The following is a 15,721-nucleotide window of genomic DNA, read 5'->3' on the forward strand; positions in this document are numbered from 1 at the left end:
GCTAACTTCTTATCGTTCTGCTATTGCTGTATACGACGCATACGTCGGCCGCCGCGTGAAAGCGCTCTCGCGGGGAAGACGGATGATAAGACCGGATATCAACAGCTTAGTTCTGCTGCCAGGCGTGCAGAATTGTTTCTGTGGGTTTCACCTGTAAAGGATTGCCAGGAACGGTCAGCGTACGCCACACCTCATTGTAGTGGGCGATCAGCGTCGCGGCCTGCGCGGCGGGGCGGTTGGCGGTGGTGTGGGCATCTTCCGCGATAACAATGCCGTACCCGCGGCTGGCGCCGTTTTTAATGGTGGTGTCGAGGCAGTAGTCGGTGGCGCAACCGCAGATGACGAACTGCTGAATGTCGTGTTCCCGCAGCACCTGCTCCAGCGAGGTGTGGTAGAAGGCGTCGCAGGCGGTTTTGGTGACATACAGCGCGCCGGCCGGCTGTTCCAGCTCAGGGAGCAGGGCGAAGCCTTCGCTGCCGGCTTCGAGGCCGCCGGCCTCATCATGCTGAATAAAAATCACTTTATCCGCCGCGCGCACCAGACGATTAATTTGCGCGACGCAGCGCTCGCGCGCCAGACGCGGCGTGGCGAACACGCCGTTTTGCATATCCACGACCATCACTACCCGTTGAGCCGCCATTGTTTTCTCCCGCAAACCTTCAGCCAAACGGTCATCATACGCGCCGGCGAAAAAAGCCGGTATCCGAAAGCGTAAAAAAGTCTTTTTTACGCACCGTTACCTTTTTCCTGCAGGAATGTCGTGAATCCCGCTTTGTTCTGCGCCACTTCGTAGTATAAATACCCTCTTCTTTTTTATTTATTTAATGGATGATCTCCGTTGAAACGTAGTTTGCTCATTTTTGCTGCGCTGTGCGCGGCGTCGTGGACCTCGGCGCAGGCCGCACAGCCTACCGTTGACCCGGTTTTCGCCTCGGATGTGGTCGATCGTTACGCCAATCATATCTACTACGGCAGCGGCGCCACCGGCATGGCGCTGGTGGTGATCGATGGCAATCAGCGTGTGTTTCGCAGCTTTGGCGAAACCCGCCCGGGGAATAATCAACACCCGCAGCTCGACTCGGTGATCCGTATCGCCTCCCTCAGCAAACTGATGACCAGCGAGATGCTGGTGAAGCTGCTCGACCAGGGGGTGGTGAAACTCAACGATCCGCTGAGCAAATACGCTCCGCCGGGCGCCCGAGTGCCTGACTGGCAGGGAAAACCAATCACTCTGGTGAATCTCGCGACCCATACCAGCGCCCTGCCGCGCGAGCAGCCTGGCGGCGCCGCTCATCGTCCGGTGTTTGTCTGGCCAACCCGCCAGCAGCGCTGGAACTGGCTCTCAACCGCCACCCTGAAGACCGCGCCGGGCTCACAGGCAGCCTACTCCAATCTGGCCTTCGATTTACTGGCGGACGCGCTCTCCACCGCCGCCGGCAAACCTTATCCGCAGCTGTTTGAAGAGCAGATCACCCGGCCGCTGGGGATGAAGGACACTACTTTTACCCCATCGCCGGATCAGTGCCAGCGGCTGATGATCCCGGAGAAAGGCGCCAGCCCGTGTAACAACACTCTGGCGGCGATCGGCAGCGGCGGCGTCTACTCGACGCCGGGGGATATGATGCGCTGGATGCAGCAGTTCCTGTCATCCGATTTCTATACCCGCAGCCAGCAGGCCGACCGGATGCAGACGCTGATTTATCAGCGTAACCAGCTGACTCGGGTGATCGGTATGGACGTGCCTGGCCGCGCCGACGCGCTGGGGCTTGGCTGGGTGTATATGAAGCCGAAGAATGGCCATCCGGGGATTATTCAGAAAACCGGCGGCGGCGGCGGGTTTATCACCTATATGGCGATGAATCCGCAGGCTAACGTCGGCGCTTTTGTGGTGGTGACCCGCTCGCCGTTAACCCGTTTCAACAATATGAGCGATGGCATCAACGATCTGGTCAGCGAGCTGAGCGGCATGCAGCCCAACATGCAGACGGCCAGTCAGTAAGCCCGGGGGAGGTTTCGCCGATGCGACATAACGATCGTTTTGGCGAAACATCCTGATGCCATTTCAGTTACACTACCCTCTTTCATTTCACAAAATCAGGCAAACCATGACAGATTTAATCACTCGCCCCCGCCGCCTGCGTCAATCCGCTGCGCTGCGCGCCCTGTTTGAAGAGACAACACTGAGTTTGAACGACCTGGTGTTGCCGATCTTTGTTGAAGAAGAAATTGATGATTACAAAGCGATCGAGGCGATGCCCGGGGTGATGCGCATTCCGGAAAAATATCTGGCGCGCGAGATCGAACGCATCGCCAATGCCGGCATTCGCTCGGTGATGACCTTTGGTATTTCTCATCACACCGATGCCACCGGCAGCGATACCTGGAATGAAAATGGTCTGGTGGCGCGTATGTCGCGGATCTGTAAGTCCACGGTGCCGGAGATGATCGTCATGTCCGATACCTGCTTCTGCGAATACACCTCCCACGGCCACTGTGGCGTGCTGTGCGACCACGGGGTGGATAACGACGCGACCCTGGAAAACCTCGGCAAACAGGCCGTTGTCGCTGCCGCCGCCGGCGCGGATTTCATCGCCCCTTCCGCCGCGATGGATGGTCAGGTGCAGGCGATTCGCCGCTCGCTGGACGCCGCCGGCTTCACCAATACGGCGATCATGTCCTATTCGACCAAGTTCGCCTCTTCCTTCTACGGCCCGTTCCGCGAAGCGGCCGGTACCGCGCTGAAGGGCGATCGTAAAACCTATCAGATGAGCCCGATGAACCGCCGGGAAGCCATTCGCGAGTCGCTGCTCGATGAAGCCCAGGGCGCCGACTGCCTGATGGTGAAACCGGCGGGCGCCTACCTGGATATTCTGCGCGATATCCGCGAGCGCAGCGATCTGCCGCTCGGCGCGTACCAGGTCAGCGGGGAGTACGCGATGATCAAATTCGCCGCCCAGGCGGGCGCTATCGATGAAGAGAAAGTGGTTCTGGAAAGCCTCGGCGCTATCAAACGCGCGGGCGCCGATCTGATCTTCAGCTATTTCGCCCTCGACCTGGCCGAGAAAAACATCCTCCGTTAAGCCTCCCTCTCCCCGGTGGCGCTGACGCTTACCGGGGCTACCAAACCTCATCTCCGGTGCGCTGTATTTATCGCGACCACCACACCGTAGCCCGGATAAGGCGCTTGCGCCGCTATCCGGGGACAGGCGCTAAACAATATCTGTAGCTAAAATTTTGCACGCCGCTTTCCATCTTCTGCGCGTTCTTCTTGGCGTACCGGATTTCGCCTTCTAACGTGTTAAACCACATCATAAATACCGAATTCCAGGAGATCCTGTGGTGGCTTATCGACGTTATTACATTAAAGGGGGAACCTGGTTCTTCACCGTTAACCTTAAAGACCGTAGAAGCATGCACCTAACTGAAAACATAGAATTATTGCGCTACTCTGTCGCCGTAGTTAAACAACATCGCGCCTTTATTATTGATGCCTGGGTGGTGTTGCCTGAACATCTGCATTGCATCTGGACACTACCTCATAATGATGACGATTTTTCTTCACGCTGGAGAGATATCAAAGGCTGTTTTACCAGAACGTTAAAACGACACCCCCTCTGGCAACCTCGCTTTTGGGAGCATGCCATACGCGATGAAGATGATTACCGCCGACACGTTGATTACATCCATATCAATCCACTTAAGCATGGCTGGGTCACCCGAGTGATCGATTGGCCATTTTCAACCTTTCATCGCGATGTCCAGCGCGGGCTATATCCCCCAAATTGGGCTGGCGATAGCTTTGATCTTAGCTGCGGTGAACGCCGATAGCCTCTCCCCGGTGGCGCTGACGCTTACCGGGGCTACAAATCGGCGCCAACCGTAGCCCGGATGAGGCGTTAGCCGCTATCCGGGAAACCTCGCTTGCTGCGACCGAATCTTCACCCAACTGTAATCTGAACGACATCTCTACCTTCTACTGTCTGGGCAGGACGGAGGAGGAGCCACTATGTTTAGTCTCGACAACGTACTCGATGACCTGTGGCCTCAGGCGAGGCCCGCCCCCTGGCAAAAGAAACTGTTAAAAAAGCTATTTTATGAGGAAGAGTTTCAACAATTTGCCGACCGTCACCGCCACCTGAAGGGGCTTGATACGGTCGAACAGGTGCTGGAATACCTCAATATCCGCTGCGCCATCCCGGCGCACGATCTCGAACAAATCCCCGAATATGGCCCGCTGGTCATTATCGCCAACCACCCCACCGGCACCCTCGACGGCCTGGCGCTCCTGTATGCGGTATCCCGCGTGCGACGCGACGTCAAAGTGGTCACCAACCGCATGCTCACCCACCTTGAGCCCCTGAGCTCGCTGTTTATCCCGGTGGATAATATTCATGGCCGCACCGCTAAAACGGCGCTGCAGCAGATGGACCAGCAGCTACAGGCCGGTGGGGTACTGATTTTCTTCCCGGCGGGGGAAGTCTCTCGCCTTACCCGTCGCGGCATTCGCGATAAAAAATGGCACTCGGGCTTTATTAAGCTGGCGGCGAAATATCGCGCCCCGCTGCTGCCGGCGTGGATTCATGCCCACAACAGCGCCCTGTTTTACGCCAGCACCCTGGTCTCCGACAACCTGCCGCTGCTCCTGCTGATGCAGCAGATGTTTCGCCGGCGCAACAGCAGCCTGCCGGTGCGCATCGGCCAGCAGATCCCCTGGTCGAGCTGGTTCGATGCCCAGTCCAGCGCTCGCGAACTTACCGGCCGCTGCTATCAGCACCTTGAACAGCTGCGCAAAGGGCTGCCTGGGCAGTTCAAAACTGAAAGCGCCATCGCCCGCCCGGAAGATCGGGCGCGGCTCAAACGCGAACTGCACAAGGCCGAATGCCTGGGCCGCACCGCCGATGGCAAAGTGATTTACCTCTGGCAGCGCAACGGTCAGGAGGAGGCGCCGCTGCTGCGCGAGCTGGGACGCCTGCGGGAAATCGCCTTCCGCGCGGTTGGCGAAGGCAGCGGCAAACGGCGGGATATCGACGGGTATGATGACGACTATTTGCATCTGATCCTGTGGGATGAAGAAGACCTCGAGATCGTCGGCGCTTACCGCTTTATGCCGACGGCCATCCAGCTGGCAAAGCGCGGCCTGGAGGGGATCTACAGCTCCAGTCTGTTCCACTACGACGGGCGAATGGACGACATCCTGCAGCACGGCATTGAGCTGGGGCGCAGCTTTATCCAACCGCGCTACTGGGGTCGACGCGGGCTGGACTACCTGTGGTCCGGCATCGGCGCTTATCTGGCGCGCTACCCGCACTATCGCTATCTGTTTGGCCCGGTATCGATTTCTGGTGGGCTGCCGCCCGCCGCTCGCGATCTGCTGGTGGCGTTCTACCGGCTGTGGTTCCCGGCCACGCACCCGCTGGCGGAGTCCCGTCGCCCTTATCCGGCGTCGCTGCCCGATGTGCTGGCGCAGTTTGGCGGGGAGGATTACAACGACGACCTGGCCCGGCTGAAGTCCCTGCTCGGCAACCTCGGCTGCGCGATCCCGCCGCTGTATAAGCAGTACTCGGAAGTGTGCGAGCCGGGCGGCGTGCAGTTTATCGATTTCGGCAGCGATCCGGATTTCAATAACTGCGTGGATGGTCTGGTGCTGGTGGATTTGACCTATCTGAAAGCGAACCGCTATCAGCGCTATATTGGCGCGCATCTGGGTGCGCAAAAATCGGCATAAAAGCTTTTTCCCGGCTTGCGGCGCGTTGCGCCTTAGCCGGGCTACGGTTCACCGTTTCCGACGGATCGGTAGCCCGGAAAAGGCGCGTCAGGCGCCGCCTCCGGGAAGCTACGGGCAATGCAGCATCCGCTTTTCTCCGCGGCTCGCGGCTGATGCCTTAACCGGCTACAAGACTTACCCCGCCCGGTAATACGGCTTATCGCCGAGGATCGTCGCCCGGTGCATGATCCGCCGCTGCGGCAGATAGTCGGCATTGGCGTAATGCTGCGTCACCCGGTTATCCCAGATAGCGACATCGTTCGGCTGCCAGCGCCAGCGCACCTGAAACTCCGGTTTGGTGATATGGGCAAACAGGAAGCTCAGCAGCGCCGCGCTCTCTTTCTCGGTCACGTCGACAATCCGCGTGGTAAAGCCTTCATTAACGAACAGCGCCTGCTTGCCGGTCACCGGGTGGGTACGCACCACCGGATGCAGCAGCGGCGGATGCTTCGCCACCGCCTCCTGCCAGCGCCGATGCTCGGCTTCGGTCTTGTTGTACTTATACTCCTGGAACGATTTACGGAAATCGTGTTCCGCATGCAGGCCACTCAGCAGCTGCCGGAAGGGTTCTGACAGCGCTTCCCAGGCGGCAATGCCGCTGGTCCACAGAGTATCCCCGCCGGTCGCCGGCAGCTCTTTCGCCGCCAGAATGGCGCCGGCGGGCGGCGTGTCGATAAAGGTGACATCGGTATGCCAGTTGTCATTATCCGGCGGATTATCGTTGTGGGTATCGAGGACGATAATCTCTTCCACGCCAGGGGCGTGAGGGTAGACCGGATGAATATGCAGGTCGCCAAACCGCAGCGCCAGGTCGCGCTGTTGCGCCGGGGTGATATTCTGTTCGCGCAGGAATACCACCTGATGACGCAGCACCGCGTGATACAGCTGCTCAAACTGGTTGTCGCTCAGCGGACGGGTTAAATCCGCCCCGGTCACCAGCGCGCCAATATACGGCCCCAGCGGGGTAATGCTCAGACGTTCACTCATTGTACTTCTCCATGCCAGGGCGTCAGGCGGCGCTGCAGCGCGCGCAGCCCCAGTTCCAGTAAAAAGGCGATAATGGCAATGACTGCGATCCCCGCCAGCACCACATCGGTGGCGAGAAACTCGCCGGCGGACTGCACCATAAACCCTAACCCACGGGTGGCGGCGATCAGCTCAGCGGCCACCAGCGTTGACCAGCCCACCCCGAGACCAATGCGCAGCCCGGTGAGGATCTCCGGCAGCGCGCCGGGCAGGATCACCAGCCACAGCACCTGCGCCCGGCTGGCGCCCAGCGAACGGGCGGCGCGAATCCGCACCTGCTGCGCGCTTTTCACCCCCGCCAGCGCCGACATCGCTACCGGGGCAAAAATCGCCAGGTAGATCAGCAGGATCTTCGAGGTTTCACCGATGCCAAACCAGATCACCATCAGCGGTAAGTAGGCCAGCGGCGGCACCGGACGATAAAGCTCGATCAGCGGATCGAGGATCCCGCGCACCGTCGAGTTGAGCCCCATGGCGATCCCCACCGGTACGCCAATAAGCACTGCCGCCAGCAGGGCGATGACGATCCGCGTCAGGCTCGCCGCCAGATGCTGCCAGAGCGTCGCATCCATAAAGCCCTGCGGCCCGGCGATGGTGATAAGCTTCTGCAGCACCTGTCCCGGCGGCGGCAGAAACAGCGGGCTAATCAGCTGCAGCGCCGCGACCGCCCACCAGACGGTCAGCAGCACCGCCAGGGTCGCCACGCTGAGGGTAAGCTGACGGGAGAGCGGCCAGCGCCATTTCAGCGTCGTCTGACGCGGTTTGTCGTTCAGTACCACGCTCATGAGAAAGCCTCCCGTTGGTCAAACACCCGGCTCAAAATGTATTCCCGCTGTTCAATAAAGCGCGGGTCGGATTTGATGCTGCGGCAGGATTCGCCCGCGACAAAGCGACGGCTGAAATCAAGCGGCAGCCGCTCCACCACCCGTCCCGGCCCCGGCGACAGCAGCACCAGCTCGGTGGCCATAAAGATGGCCTCTTCAATGTCATGAGTGATCAGCAGCACCTGTTTGCCGGTCTCATGCCACAGTTTCAGCAGCAATGTCTGCATCTGCTCGCGGGTAAAAGCGTCAAGCGCGCCGAAGGGCTCATCCAGCAGCAACAGCTGCGGATTCGCCGCCAGCGCCCGGGCGATGCCCACCCGCTGGCGTTGACCGCCGGACAGCTGCCAGATAAAGCGTTTTTCCGCCCCTTCGAGACCCACCTTCTTCAGCATCTGCGCCGCCGCTTGCCGGCGCTGCGCTTTATCCACGCCCGCCAGCTGCAGACCCAGCGCCACGTTATCCTGCACATTGCGCCACGGCAGCAGACCTTCGTTCTGGAAGACCACGCCGCGCTCTGCGCCCGGCCCGGTCACCCGCTGACCTTCGAGGGTGATGCTGCCGTGCTGATAGGGCACGAATCCGGCAATCAGGTTCAGCAGGGTAGTTTTACCGCAGCCCGAGGGCCCCAGCACCACCAACAGCTCCCCACTCTCCAGCGTCAGGTTGATATCCGCCAGCGCCGGTTTACCGCCGTAGTCGGCGGAAAGATGCGAGATTTGCAGCATCGCCGCCTCCTTTACTTCACAAAGCGGTCAGTCACGTACTGACGATAATCGGTTCCCGCCGCAGGCACTTTGCCCTGCTCTTTCAGGAAGCGCGCGGTATCCACGATGGCCTGATTGACCGGCCCGTTCAGCGCCTGCGCCTGCTCAGCGGCGGTGAGATAGGTATTGCCCTTCACCAGCCCCGGGACATCGGCTTCCGGCACCCCGCTCAGGCGCGCCAGCTTGCTGATGTTGTCCGGCTGTTTCAGCCATGCCTCCGGGTTGGCGATGTAGGGCTGCTGGGCGTCGATGGCGCTTTTAGCGAACGCTTTGACAATCTCCGGATGCTGCTCGGCGAAGTCCTTACGGACCACCCAGACGTCGAGGGTCGGCGCGCCCCACTCCCCAACCTGCGCGGAATCGGTCAGCACCTTGCCCTCTTTTTCCAGTTCATTAACCGCTGGCGCCCAGACGTAAGCGCCATCGATATCCCCGCGCTGCCAGGCGGCGATAATCGCCGGCGGCTGCAGGTTAATAATCTGCACCTGGCCCGGCTTGATGCCCCAGTGTTTGAGCGCCGACAGCAGGCTATAGTGGGTGGTGGAGATAAACGGCACGGCGATGCGCTTGCCGATCAGATCTTCCGGTTTGGTGATGCTTTTCTTCACCACCAGCGCTTCGGAGTTGCCGAGCTTTGAGGCAAGCAGGAACACTTCAATCGGCACCTGCTGGCTGGCGGCCACCGCCAGCGGGCTGGAGCCGATATTGCCGATCTGCACATCGCCGGAGGCCAGAGCCCGCACCACGCTGGCGCCGCTGTCAAATTTCCGCCAGTCGACGGTCGCCCCGCTGGTTTTGGCGAAGGTGTTGTCCGCCTGGGCGACTTTCGCCGGCTCAGCGGAGGTTTGATACGCCACGGTAACGTTGACCGCCTGCGCCTGGAAGGCGGCGACGGCCAGCGCCGCCAGAAGAGTAATTCGCGATGTGAATGCCATAATGTCTGCTTCCCCTGAGTTGTTATAGGTGCAGTATTTCCGGCATCAGGATGGAGATGAAGTAATTAAAAATTCTGGCTAATAGCGAATCGTTTTTAGAACAAAAGCGGGAAAGGATAGTTGATTTTGAGCGGTTGGTTGGTGGCAGATGGTTGGCGCCGGGTGGCGGCTGCGCCTTGCCCGGCCTCCGGTTCGCGCAATATGTAGGCCGGGTAAGCGCAGCGCCACCCGGCAAAAAACTCAGCGCTTCGCATTAAGCTCAGCAATATCCTTCGGCGTGGTGCGGCAGCAGCCGCCGATCAGCTTCGCCCCGGCCGCCAGCCACTGCGGCAGATAATCCGCCAGGCTGGCGCAGGCTTCGCCATGATGATGCCAGGTCTTGCTCACCGCATCATAATGCTCGCCGGAGTTAGGATAGACCACCAGCGGCAGCGCCGTCAGGCTGTGCAAATGCGCCAGCGCCGCGGGCGTATTTTCCAGCGCGATACAGTTGATCCCCACCGCCACCACCTGCGGGTTATCCGCCAGGGCGGCCATCACCTCGCGCAGCGGCGTGCCGTCGCTCAGATGTTCGGCGTCGCGCAGTGTGAAGGAGTACCAGGCGCGAGCGCGGGGATACTCCTGCAGCAGGGCCGCCAGGGCCTGGATCTCGGCGAATGACGGCAGGGTTTCACAGGCCAGCAGGTCGGCGCCCGCATCCAGCAGCGCTTCGACGCGCGGCCGGTGGAAGGCCTGGAACTCTGCCGCGCTGCGCTGATAATCGCCGCGATACTCCGAGCCGTCGGCAAGAAACGCGCCATACGGCCCCACCGAACCGGCGACCAGCAGCGTGCCGGCCTGCGGGTTCTCGGCGAGGTACGCCTCGCGCGCTTTGCGCGCCAGCTCGACGCTTTTGCCGATCAGCGCCCGGGACTGCGCGTCATCCAGCCCGCGTACGGCAAAACCCGCCGGGGTGGCCTGATAGCTGGCGGTGATCGCCACCTGCGCCCCGGCGCGAAAGTAGTCGAGATGCACATCGCGGATCAGCTGCGGGTTCTCCAGCAGCACTTTCGCCGACCACAGGCTGTCAGCCAGATCGCAGCCGCGGGCCTCCAGCTCGGTGGCCATAGCGCCGTCCAGCAGCACGAAAGGCTGGGCGGCAAGCAGGGCGGTAAACGGATTAGTCTGCGACATGTTGGGGCTCCTGAGTCATTTTCCGTGAACGAGTAAGATACCAGGCACCATAGCACAGGGCCACAAAGGGGATCCCGCACCACAGCGCAATTCTCTGGCTCGGGTCAAAAGCAAGGCCCACGCAGGCCACCAGGCACAGCACAAAGCCCAGAATCGGCACCACTGGATACCAGGGGGCGCGATATTGCAGGTCGCTCAGCGCCTTACCCTGCTGCAGATGGCGGCGGCGGAACATAAAGTGCGAGGCGCAGATGCTCAACCACACCGCCACCACCGCAAAACCGGAGATCGCCGACAGCGCCACAAACACCGTGTCGGGCGCCACCACGCTGGAGAACAGCGCCAGCACGCCGCCCAGCATACTCACTGACAGCGCGGTCACCGGCACGCCCCGTTTATTGACTTTGGCAAAGCAGGCCGGCAGCGTCTTCTCGTTCGACAGCGACCAGAGCATCCGCCCGGAAGCGTACAGGCCGGAGTTGGCCGCCGAGAGGATCGCCGTCAGGATCACGAAGTTGAAAATATCCGCCGCGTAAGGGATACCCACCTTTTCAAACACCAGCACGAAGGGGCTTTTCTCCACCCCCGCCTGCTGCATCGGGATCAGCGCCGCCAGCACAAATACGGTGCCGATAAAGAAAATAATCAGCCGGGCGATGGTGGTGCGGATGGCAACCGGAATAACCTTATGCGGGTTTTCCGTCTCCCCGGCGGCAATGCCGATAAGCTCCGTCCCGGAGAAGGCGAAGTTCACCGCCACCATGGTCATCAGGATCGGCAGGCCGCCGTGCGGGAACCAGCCTTCGGCGGTGATATTGCGCAGGCCCGGCGCCGGGGAGCCATCCTGCATCGGAATGATGCCGAAAATGGCCGCGCCGCCGAGAATAATAAACGCGATGATGGTGATCACTTTCACCAGCGAGAACCAGAACTCGCCTTCGGCGAAGAAGCGGGTCGAAATGATGTTAAGGCCGAAGATCACCGCGCAGAACACCACGCACCAGATCCAGACCGGCACCTGCGGGAACCAGTACTGCATACAGAAGCCAGCGGCGGTAAAGCTCGAACCCAGCGCCACCGTCCACGTCAGCCAGTAGAGCCACGCCACGGTATAGCCCGTCGCCGGGCCAAGGTAACGCGCCGCGTAAACGTGGAAAGCGCCGGTCTCCGGCATCGCTACCGACAGTTCGCCGAGGCACTGCATCACCAGCCAGACCACCAGGGCGCCAATCAGATACGCCAGCAGCGTCCCGGCCGCGCCGGTGGTGGAGATGATATAGCCGGTATTAAAGAACAGGCCGGTGCCAATCACGCCGCCGAGCGACAGCATGATCAGATGACGCGTTTTCATGGTGCGCTTCAGTTGCCCACCTTGTTGTTGTGTTGTGCTTTGCATTTTATTTTCTCACGCCAGCCCGCTTGCCCGGGTCATGATGCGTATAAACGTATAGACATCTAAACATCCAAAAGAAGAAGTGTTATACCGTGCCGCCGCTGAAAAAGCAAAGCCGCTGCACCAGGTCGCGCGCCGACAGCGTGCAGCCTGCCCCATTTTTGCGCAGCGCCGACCGGCGCTCCCCGAACTGGCGCCTCATCGCGACGGACAACGTTCTGGCACTCTCTTTGCAGCCTGTCGTTCAGAACCTTTCTATCTGGCGAGGCAACACGTATGACAGAGCACACCACCACCTTAAAAAGAACGCTCGGCAGTTTTCGTTTATGGGGGATCGCCGTCGGACTGGTGATATCCGGGGAGTACTTCGGCTGGAGCTACGGCTGGTCGCAGGCGGGCACGATGGGGTTTATGGTCGTCGCCCTCGCGGTCGCCGCCATGTACTGCGCCTTTATTTTCAGCTTTACCGAGCTGACCACCGCCATCCCGCACGCTGGCGGCCCTTTCGCCTATGCCTACCGCGCCTTCGGGCCCACCGGCGGCTTTATCGCCGGTTTTGCCACTCTGATTGAATTCGTCTTCGCCCCGCCGGCCATCGCCATGGCCATCGGCGCCTACCTCAACGTGCAGTTTCCGGCGCTGGATCCGAAATGGGTCGCCTGCGGCGCCTACGTGATCTTTATGACGCTCAATATCCTCGGCGTCGGCATCGCCGCCACCTTCGAGCTGATCGTCACCCTGCTGGCCATCTTCGAGCTGCTGGTGTTTATGGGCGTAGTCGCCCCCGGCTTCTCCTGGAGCCATTTCACCACTAACGGCTGGGCGGGCGCGGAAAGCTTTAGCGGCCTGGCGCTGCCGGGGATGTTCGCCGCCATTCCGTTCGCTATCTGGTTCTTCCTCGCCATTGAGGGGGCTTCCATGGCCGCCGAAGAGGCCAAAGATCCGCAGCGCACCATTCCCCGCGCCCTGGGCGGCGGCATTCTGACGCTGACGGTGCTGGCGATTGGGGTGATGGTCTTCGCCGGCGGCGTCGGCGACTGGCGCGCGCTGTCCAATATTAACGATCCGCTGCCCCAGGCGATGAAGACGGTCGTGGGCAACGGCAGCGGCTGGCTGCATATGCTGGTGTGGCTGGGGCTGTTTGGCCTCGTCGCCTCCTTCCACGGCATCATTATGGGCTACTCGCGGCAGATCTACTCCCTCGCCCGCGCCGGCTATCTGCCCGCCGGTCTGGCCACCCTCAATCGCCGCACCCGCACTCCGCATCTGGCGATCCTTGCCGGGGGCGTGGTGGGCATCGCCGCGATCTTCTCCGACTCGCTGATCACCATCAGCGGCATGCCGCTGACCGCCTGCATCGTCACCATGTCGGTATTTGGGGCTATTGTTATGTATATCACTTCCATGGCGGCGCTGTTCAAACTGCGCCGTAGCGAGCCGAAGCTGATCCGTCCGTTCCGCGCGCCGCTCTACCCGCTGGCGCCGGCCTTTGCCCTCGGCATGGCGCTGCTCTGCCTGGTGGCGATGGTTTGGTATAACCTGCTGCTGGCGCTGATTTTCGCGGCGATGATGCTCGGCGGCTACCTGTGGTTCCGCAAAACCGCAGCGGCCCGTGAACGGGCGCCAGTGGATCCTCAACTGCGAACGGTCTCCTGAGGAGGCGGCATGTATAAAACCACGCTATCGGGCCAGGTATGGCGCTTTGATAGTCTGAAAACGCTGATGGCGAAAGCGTCGCCGGCCCGCTCCGGCGACGCCCTGGCGGGGGTTATCGCCCACTCAGCCGAAGAGCGGATGGCGGCGAAAATGACCCTCGCCGAGGTGCCGCTGACCGACATCCTCGACAATCCGCTTATCCCTTACGAGCAGGACGAAGTGACCCGCCTGATCATCGACACCCACGATGCGCAGGGCTTTGCCGCCCTGCGTCACCTGACGGTCGGCGATTTCCGCGACTGGCTGCTGGACGATGCCACCGATACCGCCACGCTGCAGCGGGTCGCCCGCGCCATCACCCCGGAGATGGCGGCGGCGGTAAGCAAGCTAATGCGCAATCAGGATCTGATCCTCGCCGCCAGCAAATGTCAGGTAGTGACGCGCTTTCGCAACACCATCGGCCTGCCCGGCCACCTCAGCGTGCGCCTGCAGCCCAACCATCCCACCGATGACCTGAAAGGCATTGCCGCCAGTATGCTCGACGGGCTGCTGTACGGCGCCGGGGACGCGGTGATCGGCATCAACCCGGCCAGCGACAGCTTACCGGTGCTGGCGCAGTTGAACGTGATGCTGGACGATATTATCCAGCGCTTCGCCATTCCCACCCAGTCCTGCATTTTGACCCACGTCACCAATACGCTGCAGCTGATTGAGCGCGGCGCGCCGGTGGATCTGGTGTTTCAGTCGGTGGCGGGAACCGAAGCGGCCAACAGCGGCTTCGGCATCAATCTTGCCATGCTGCAGGAGGCCCGCGAGGCGGCCCTGAGCCTCAGGCGCGGTACCCTCGGCAACAATGTGATGTATTTTGAGACCGGCCAGGGAAGCTGCCTGTCGGCCAACGCCCACCACGGCGTCGATCAGCAGACCTGTGAGGCGCGGGCCTACGCCGTCGCCCGTCACTTTGAACCGCTGCTGGTCAATACGGTGGTCGGTTTTATCGGTCCGGAGTATCTCTACGACGGCAAGCAGATTATTCGCGCCGGGCTGGAGGATCACTTCTGCGGCAAGCTGATGGGCCTGCCGATCGGCTGCGACGTCTGCTATACCAACCACGCGGAAGCGGATCAGGATGATATGGACACCCTGCTGACCCTGCTGTGCGCCGCCGGGCTCACCTTCCTGATCGGCGTGCCCGGGGCGGACGATATCATGCTCAATTACCAGAGCACCTCGTTCCATGACGCACTGTACGCCCGTCGCCTGCTGGGCTTAAAGCATGCCCCGGAGTTCGCCGACTGGCTGGCGAAGATGCAAATTATCGATCCGCACGGCGCGCTGCGGCTCACCGACGCCCGCCATCCGCTGCTGTCCGTCCTGCCGCAAGGAGCCCCCGTATGAACCGTCCCGACGCCTGGAACCCGCTGCGTGAATTTACCGATGCGCGGATCGCCCTGGGGCGCAGCGGCGCCAGCCTGCCGACCCGCGAAGTCCTCAACTTTGGTCTGGCCCACGCCAGAGCACGGGACGCCATTCATCAGCCGTTCGCCAGCCAGCAGCTGGTGGCGCCGCTAGCGGCGCTCGGCCTCGACGCTCTGACGGTGCACAGCGCCGCGCCGGACCGTCACACCTATCTGCGGCGTCCGGATCTCGGAAGGCAGCTTGCCGACGAAAGCCGCGCCGACCTCGCCGCCAGCGGCGTCCGCCCCGCCGACCTGCTGCTGGTGATCGGCGACGGCCTCTCTTCATGGGCGGTAGAGCGCCAGGCGGTGCCGTTGATCCGCGCCCTGCTGCCCTATCTGCAGACGCTGGGTATCGGCCTGGCGCCGGTGGTGCTGGCGCATCAGTCACGGGTGGCGCTGGGGGATGATATTGGCGAAACCCTGAAAGCCCGCGCGGTGGCGATCCTGATTGGCGAACGACCGGGTCTCTCCTCACCGGACAGCCTCGGCGTCTACCTCACCTGGCAGCCGCATCGGCAGCGGCTGGAGTCGGAGCGCAACTGTATCTCCAATATTCGCCCGGAAGGGCTGAGCCATGACGCCGCCGCCTTTAAACTGGCCTGGCTGCTGGAGCAGGCTTTTTTACGACGGCTTACCGGCGTGCGCCTGAAAGATCAAAGCGATAATCCGGCGCTGCATGGGAAAATAAAACCATTGCCCCCTTTAAAATAATAAGTCACGTGAGCA

General features: G+C 61.4%; 15 protein-coding genes. 7 read left to right on the plus strand and 8 right to left on the minus strand.

The window, feature by feature from the left end:
• Positions 1-106 precede the first annotated feature (106 nt).
• Positions 107-619 carry an isochorismatase family protein gene (locus ACQUTI_RS12955; RefSeq protein ID WP_072096510.1) on the minus strand — a complete coding sequence of 171 codons (513 nt, stop codon included), beginning with the start codon at positions 617-619 and terminating at the stop codon, positions 107-109.
• A 219-nt stretch (positions 620-838) separates the two neighbouring features.
• Here ACQUTI_RS12955 and ampH point away from each other — a divergent pair, with 219 nt between their 5' ends.
• The 4 genes from ampH (at position 839) to ACQUTI_RS12975 (ending at position 5,725) form a co-directional block, all read left to right on the plus strand.
• Positions 839-1,999, plus strand: coding sequence for a D-alanyl-D-alanine-carboxypeptidase/endopeptidase AmpH (ampH, locus tag ACQUTI_RS12960; protein WP_004204886.1), 1,161 nt, complete (start codon positions 839-841; stop codon positions 1,997-1,999).
• A 106-nt stretch (positions 2,000-2,105) separates the two neighbouring features.
• Positions 2,106-3,080, plus strand: a complete 975-nt coding sequence (gene hemB / locus ACQUTI_RS12965; protein ID WP_004204887.1) for a porphobilinogen synthase — start codon at positions 2,106-2,108, stop codon at positions 3,078-3,080.
• A gap of 256 nt (positions 3,081-3,336) precedes the next feature.
• Positions 3,337-3,828: an REP-associated tyrosine transposase gene (locus ACQUTI_RS12970; protein ID WP_074384370.1), complete on the plus strand. Its 492-nt coding sequence runs from the start codon at positions 3,337-3,339 to the stop codon at positions 3,826-3,828.
• Between the two features lie 178 nt (positions 3,829-4,006).
• Entirely contained in the window at positions 4,007-5,725 is a 1,719-nt protein-coding gene (locus ACQUTI_RS12975; protein ID WP_004204890.1) for a lysophospholipid acyltransferase family protein, read from the plus strand.
• Positions 5,726-5,899: 174 nt separating this feature from the next.
• Here the strand turns inward: ACQUTI_RS12975 and tauD are convergent, their stop codons facing one another.
• From tauD to ACQUTI_RS13010, 7 genes are all read right to left on the minus strand, one after another.
• Entirely contained in the window at positions 5,900-6,751 is an 852-nt protein-coding gene (gene tauD / locus ACQUTI_RS12980; protein WP_117131414.1) for a taurine dioxygenase, read from the minus strand.
• Positions 6,748-7,575: a taurine ABC transporter permease TauC gene (gene tauC / locus ACQUTI_RS12985; RefSeq protein WP_004204893.1), complete on the minus strand. Its 828-nt coding sequence runs from the start codon at positions 7,573-7,575 to the stop codon at positions 6,748-6,750. The genes tauD and tauC overlap by 4 nt, the downstream gene beginning before the upstream one ends.
• Positions 7,572-8,339 carry a taurine ABC transporter ATP-binding subunit gene (tauB, locus tag ACQUTI_RS12990; protein ID WP_004178719.1) on the minus strand — a complete coding sequence of 256 codons (768 nt, stop codon included), beginning with the start codon at positions 8,337-8,339 and terminating at the stop codon, positions 7,572-7,574. The genes tauC and tauB overlap by 4 nt, the downstream gene beginning before the upstream one ends.
• Positions 8,340-8,350: 11 nt before the next feature.
• Positions 8,351-9,313: a taurine ABC transporter substrate-binding protein gene (tauA, locus tag ACQUTI_RS12995; protein WP_004204897.1), complete on the minus strand. Its 963-nt coding sequence runs from the start codon at positions 9,311-9,313 to the stop codon at positions 8,351-8,353.
• A gap of 240 nt (positions 9,314-9,553) precedes the next feature.
• Positions 9,554-10,486: a homocysteine S-methyltransferase gene (gene mmuM / locus ACQUTI_RS13000; protein ID WP_004204898.1), complete on the minus strand. Its 933-nt coding sequence runs from the start codon at positions 10,484-10,486 to the stop codon at positions 9,554-9,556.
• A complete protein-coding gene (gene mmuP / locus ACQUTI_RS13005) occupies positions 10,473-11,882 on the minus strand; it encodes an S-methylmethionine permease (protein WP_004204899.1) in 1,410 nt (469 codons plus the stop codon). Before mmuP ends, mmuM begins: the two co-directional genes overlap by 14 nt.
• 82 nt (positions 11,883-11,964) lie before the next feature.
• Entirely contained in the window at positions 11,965-12,093 is a 129-nt protein-coding gene (locus ACQUTI_RS13010; RefSeq protein WP_162489163.1) for a hypothetical protein, read from the minus strand.
• A 62-nt stretch (positions 12,094-12,155) separates the two neighbouring features.
• Between ACQUTI_RS13010 and eat the strand changes: the two genes are divergently transcribed.
• Genes eat through eutC form a run of 3 tightly spaced genes read left to right on the plus strand, consistent with a single transcriptional unit; the run spans position 12,156 to position 15,706 of the window.
• Positions 12,156-13,535: an ethanolamine permease gene (eat, locus tag ACQUTI_RS13015; protein ID WP_004204901.1), complete on the plus strand. Its 1,380-nt coding sequence runs from the start codon at positions 12,156-12,158 to the stop codon at positions 13,533-13,535.
• A gap of 9 nt (positions 13,536-13,544) precedes the next feature.
• Positions 13,545-14,933: an ethanolamine ammonia-lyase subunit EutB gene (locus ACQUTI_RS13020; RefSeq protein WP_064150622.1), complete on the plus strand. Its 1,389-nt coding sequence runs from the start codon at positions 13,545-13,547 to the stop codon at positions 14,931-14,933.
• Entirely contained in the window at positions 14,930-15,706 is a 777-nt protein-coding gene (gene eutC, locus ACQUTI_RS13025) for an ethanolamine ammonia-lyase subunit EutC (protein WP_254465612.1), read from the plus strand. Before ACQUTI_RS13020 ends, eutC begins: the two co-directional genes overlap by 4 nt.
• The last annotated feature ends 15 nt before the right edge of the window (positions 15,707-15,721 follow it).

The organism is Klebsiella sp. 7-CIP_Kleb., from assembly GCF_050378655.1.
GTDB classification, from domain to species: Bacteria; Pseudomonadota; Gammaproteobacteria; order Enterobacterales; family Enterobacteriaceae; genus Klebsiella; species Klebsiella quasipneumoniae.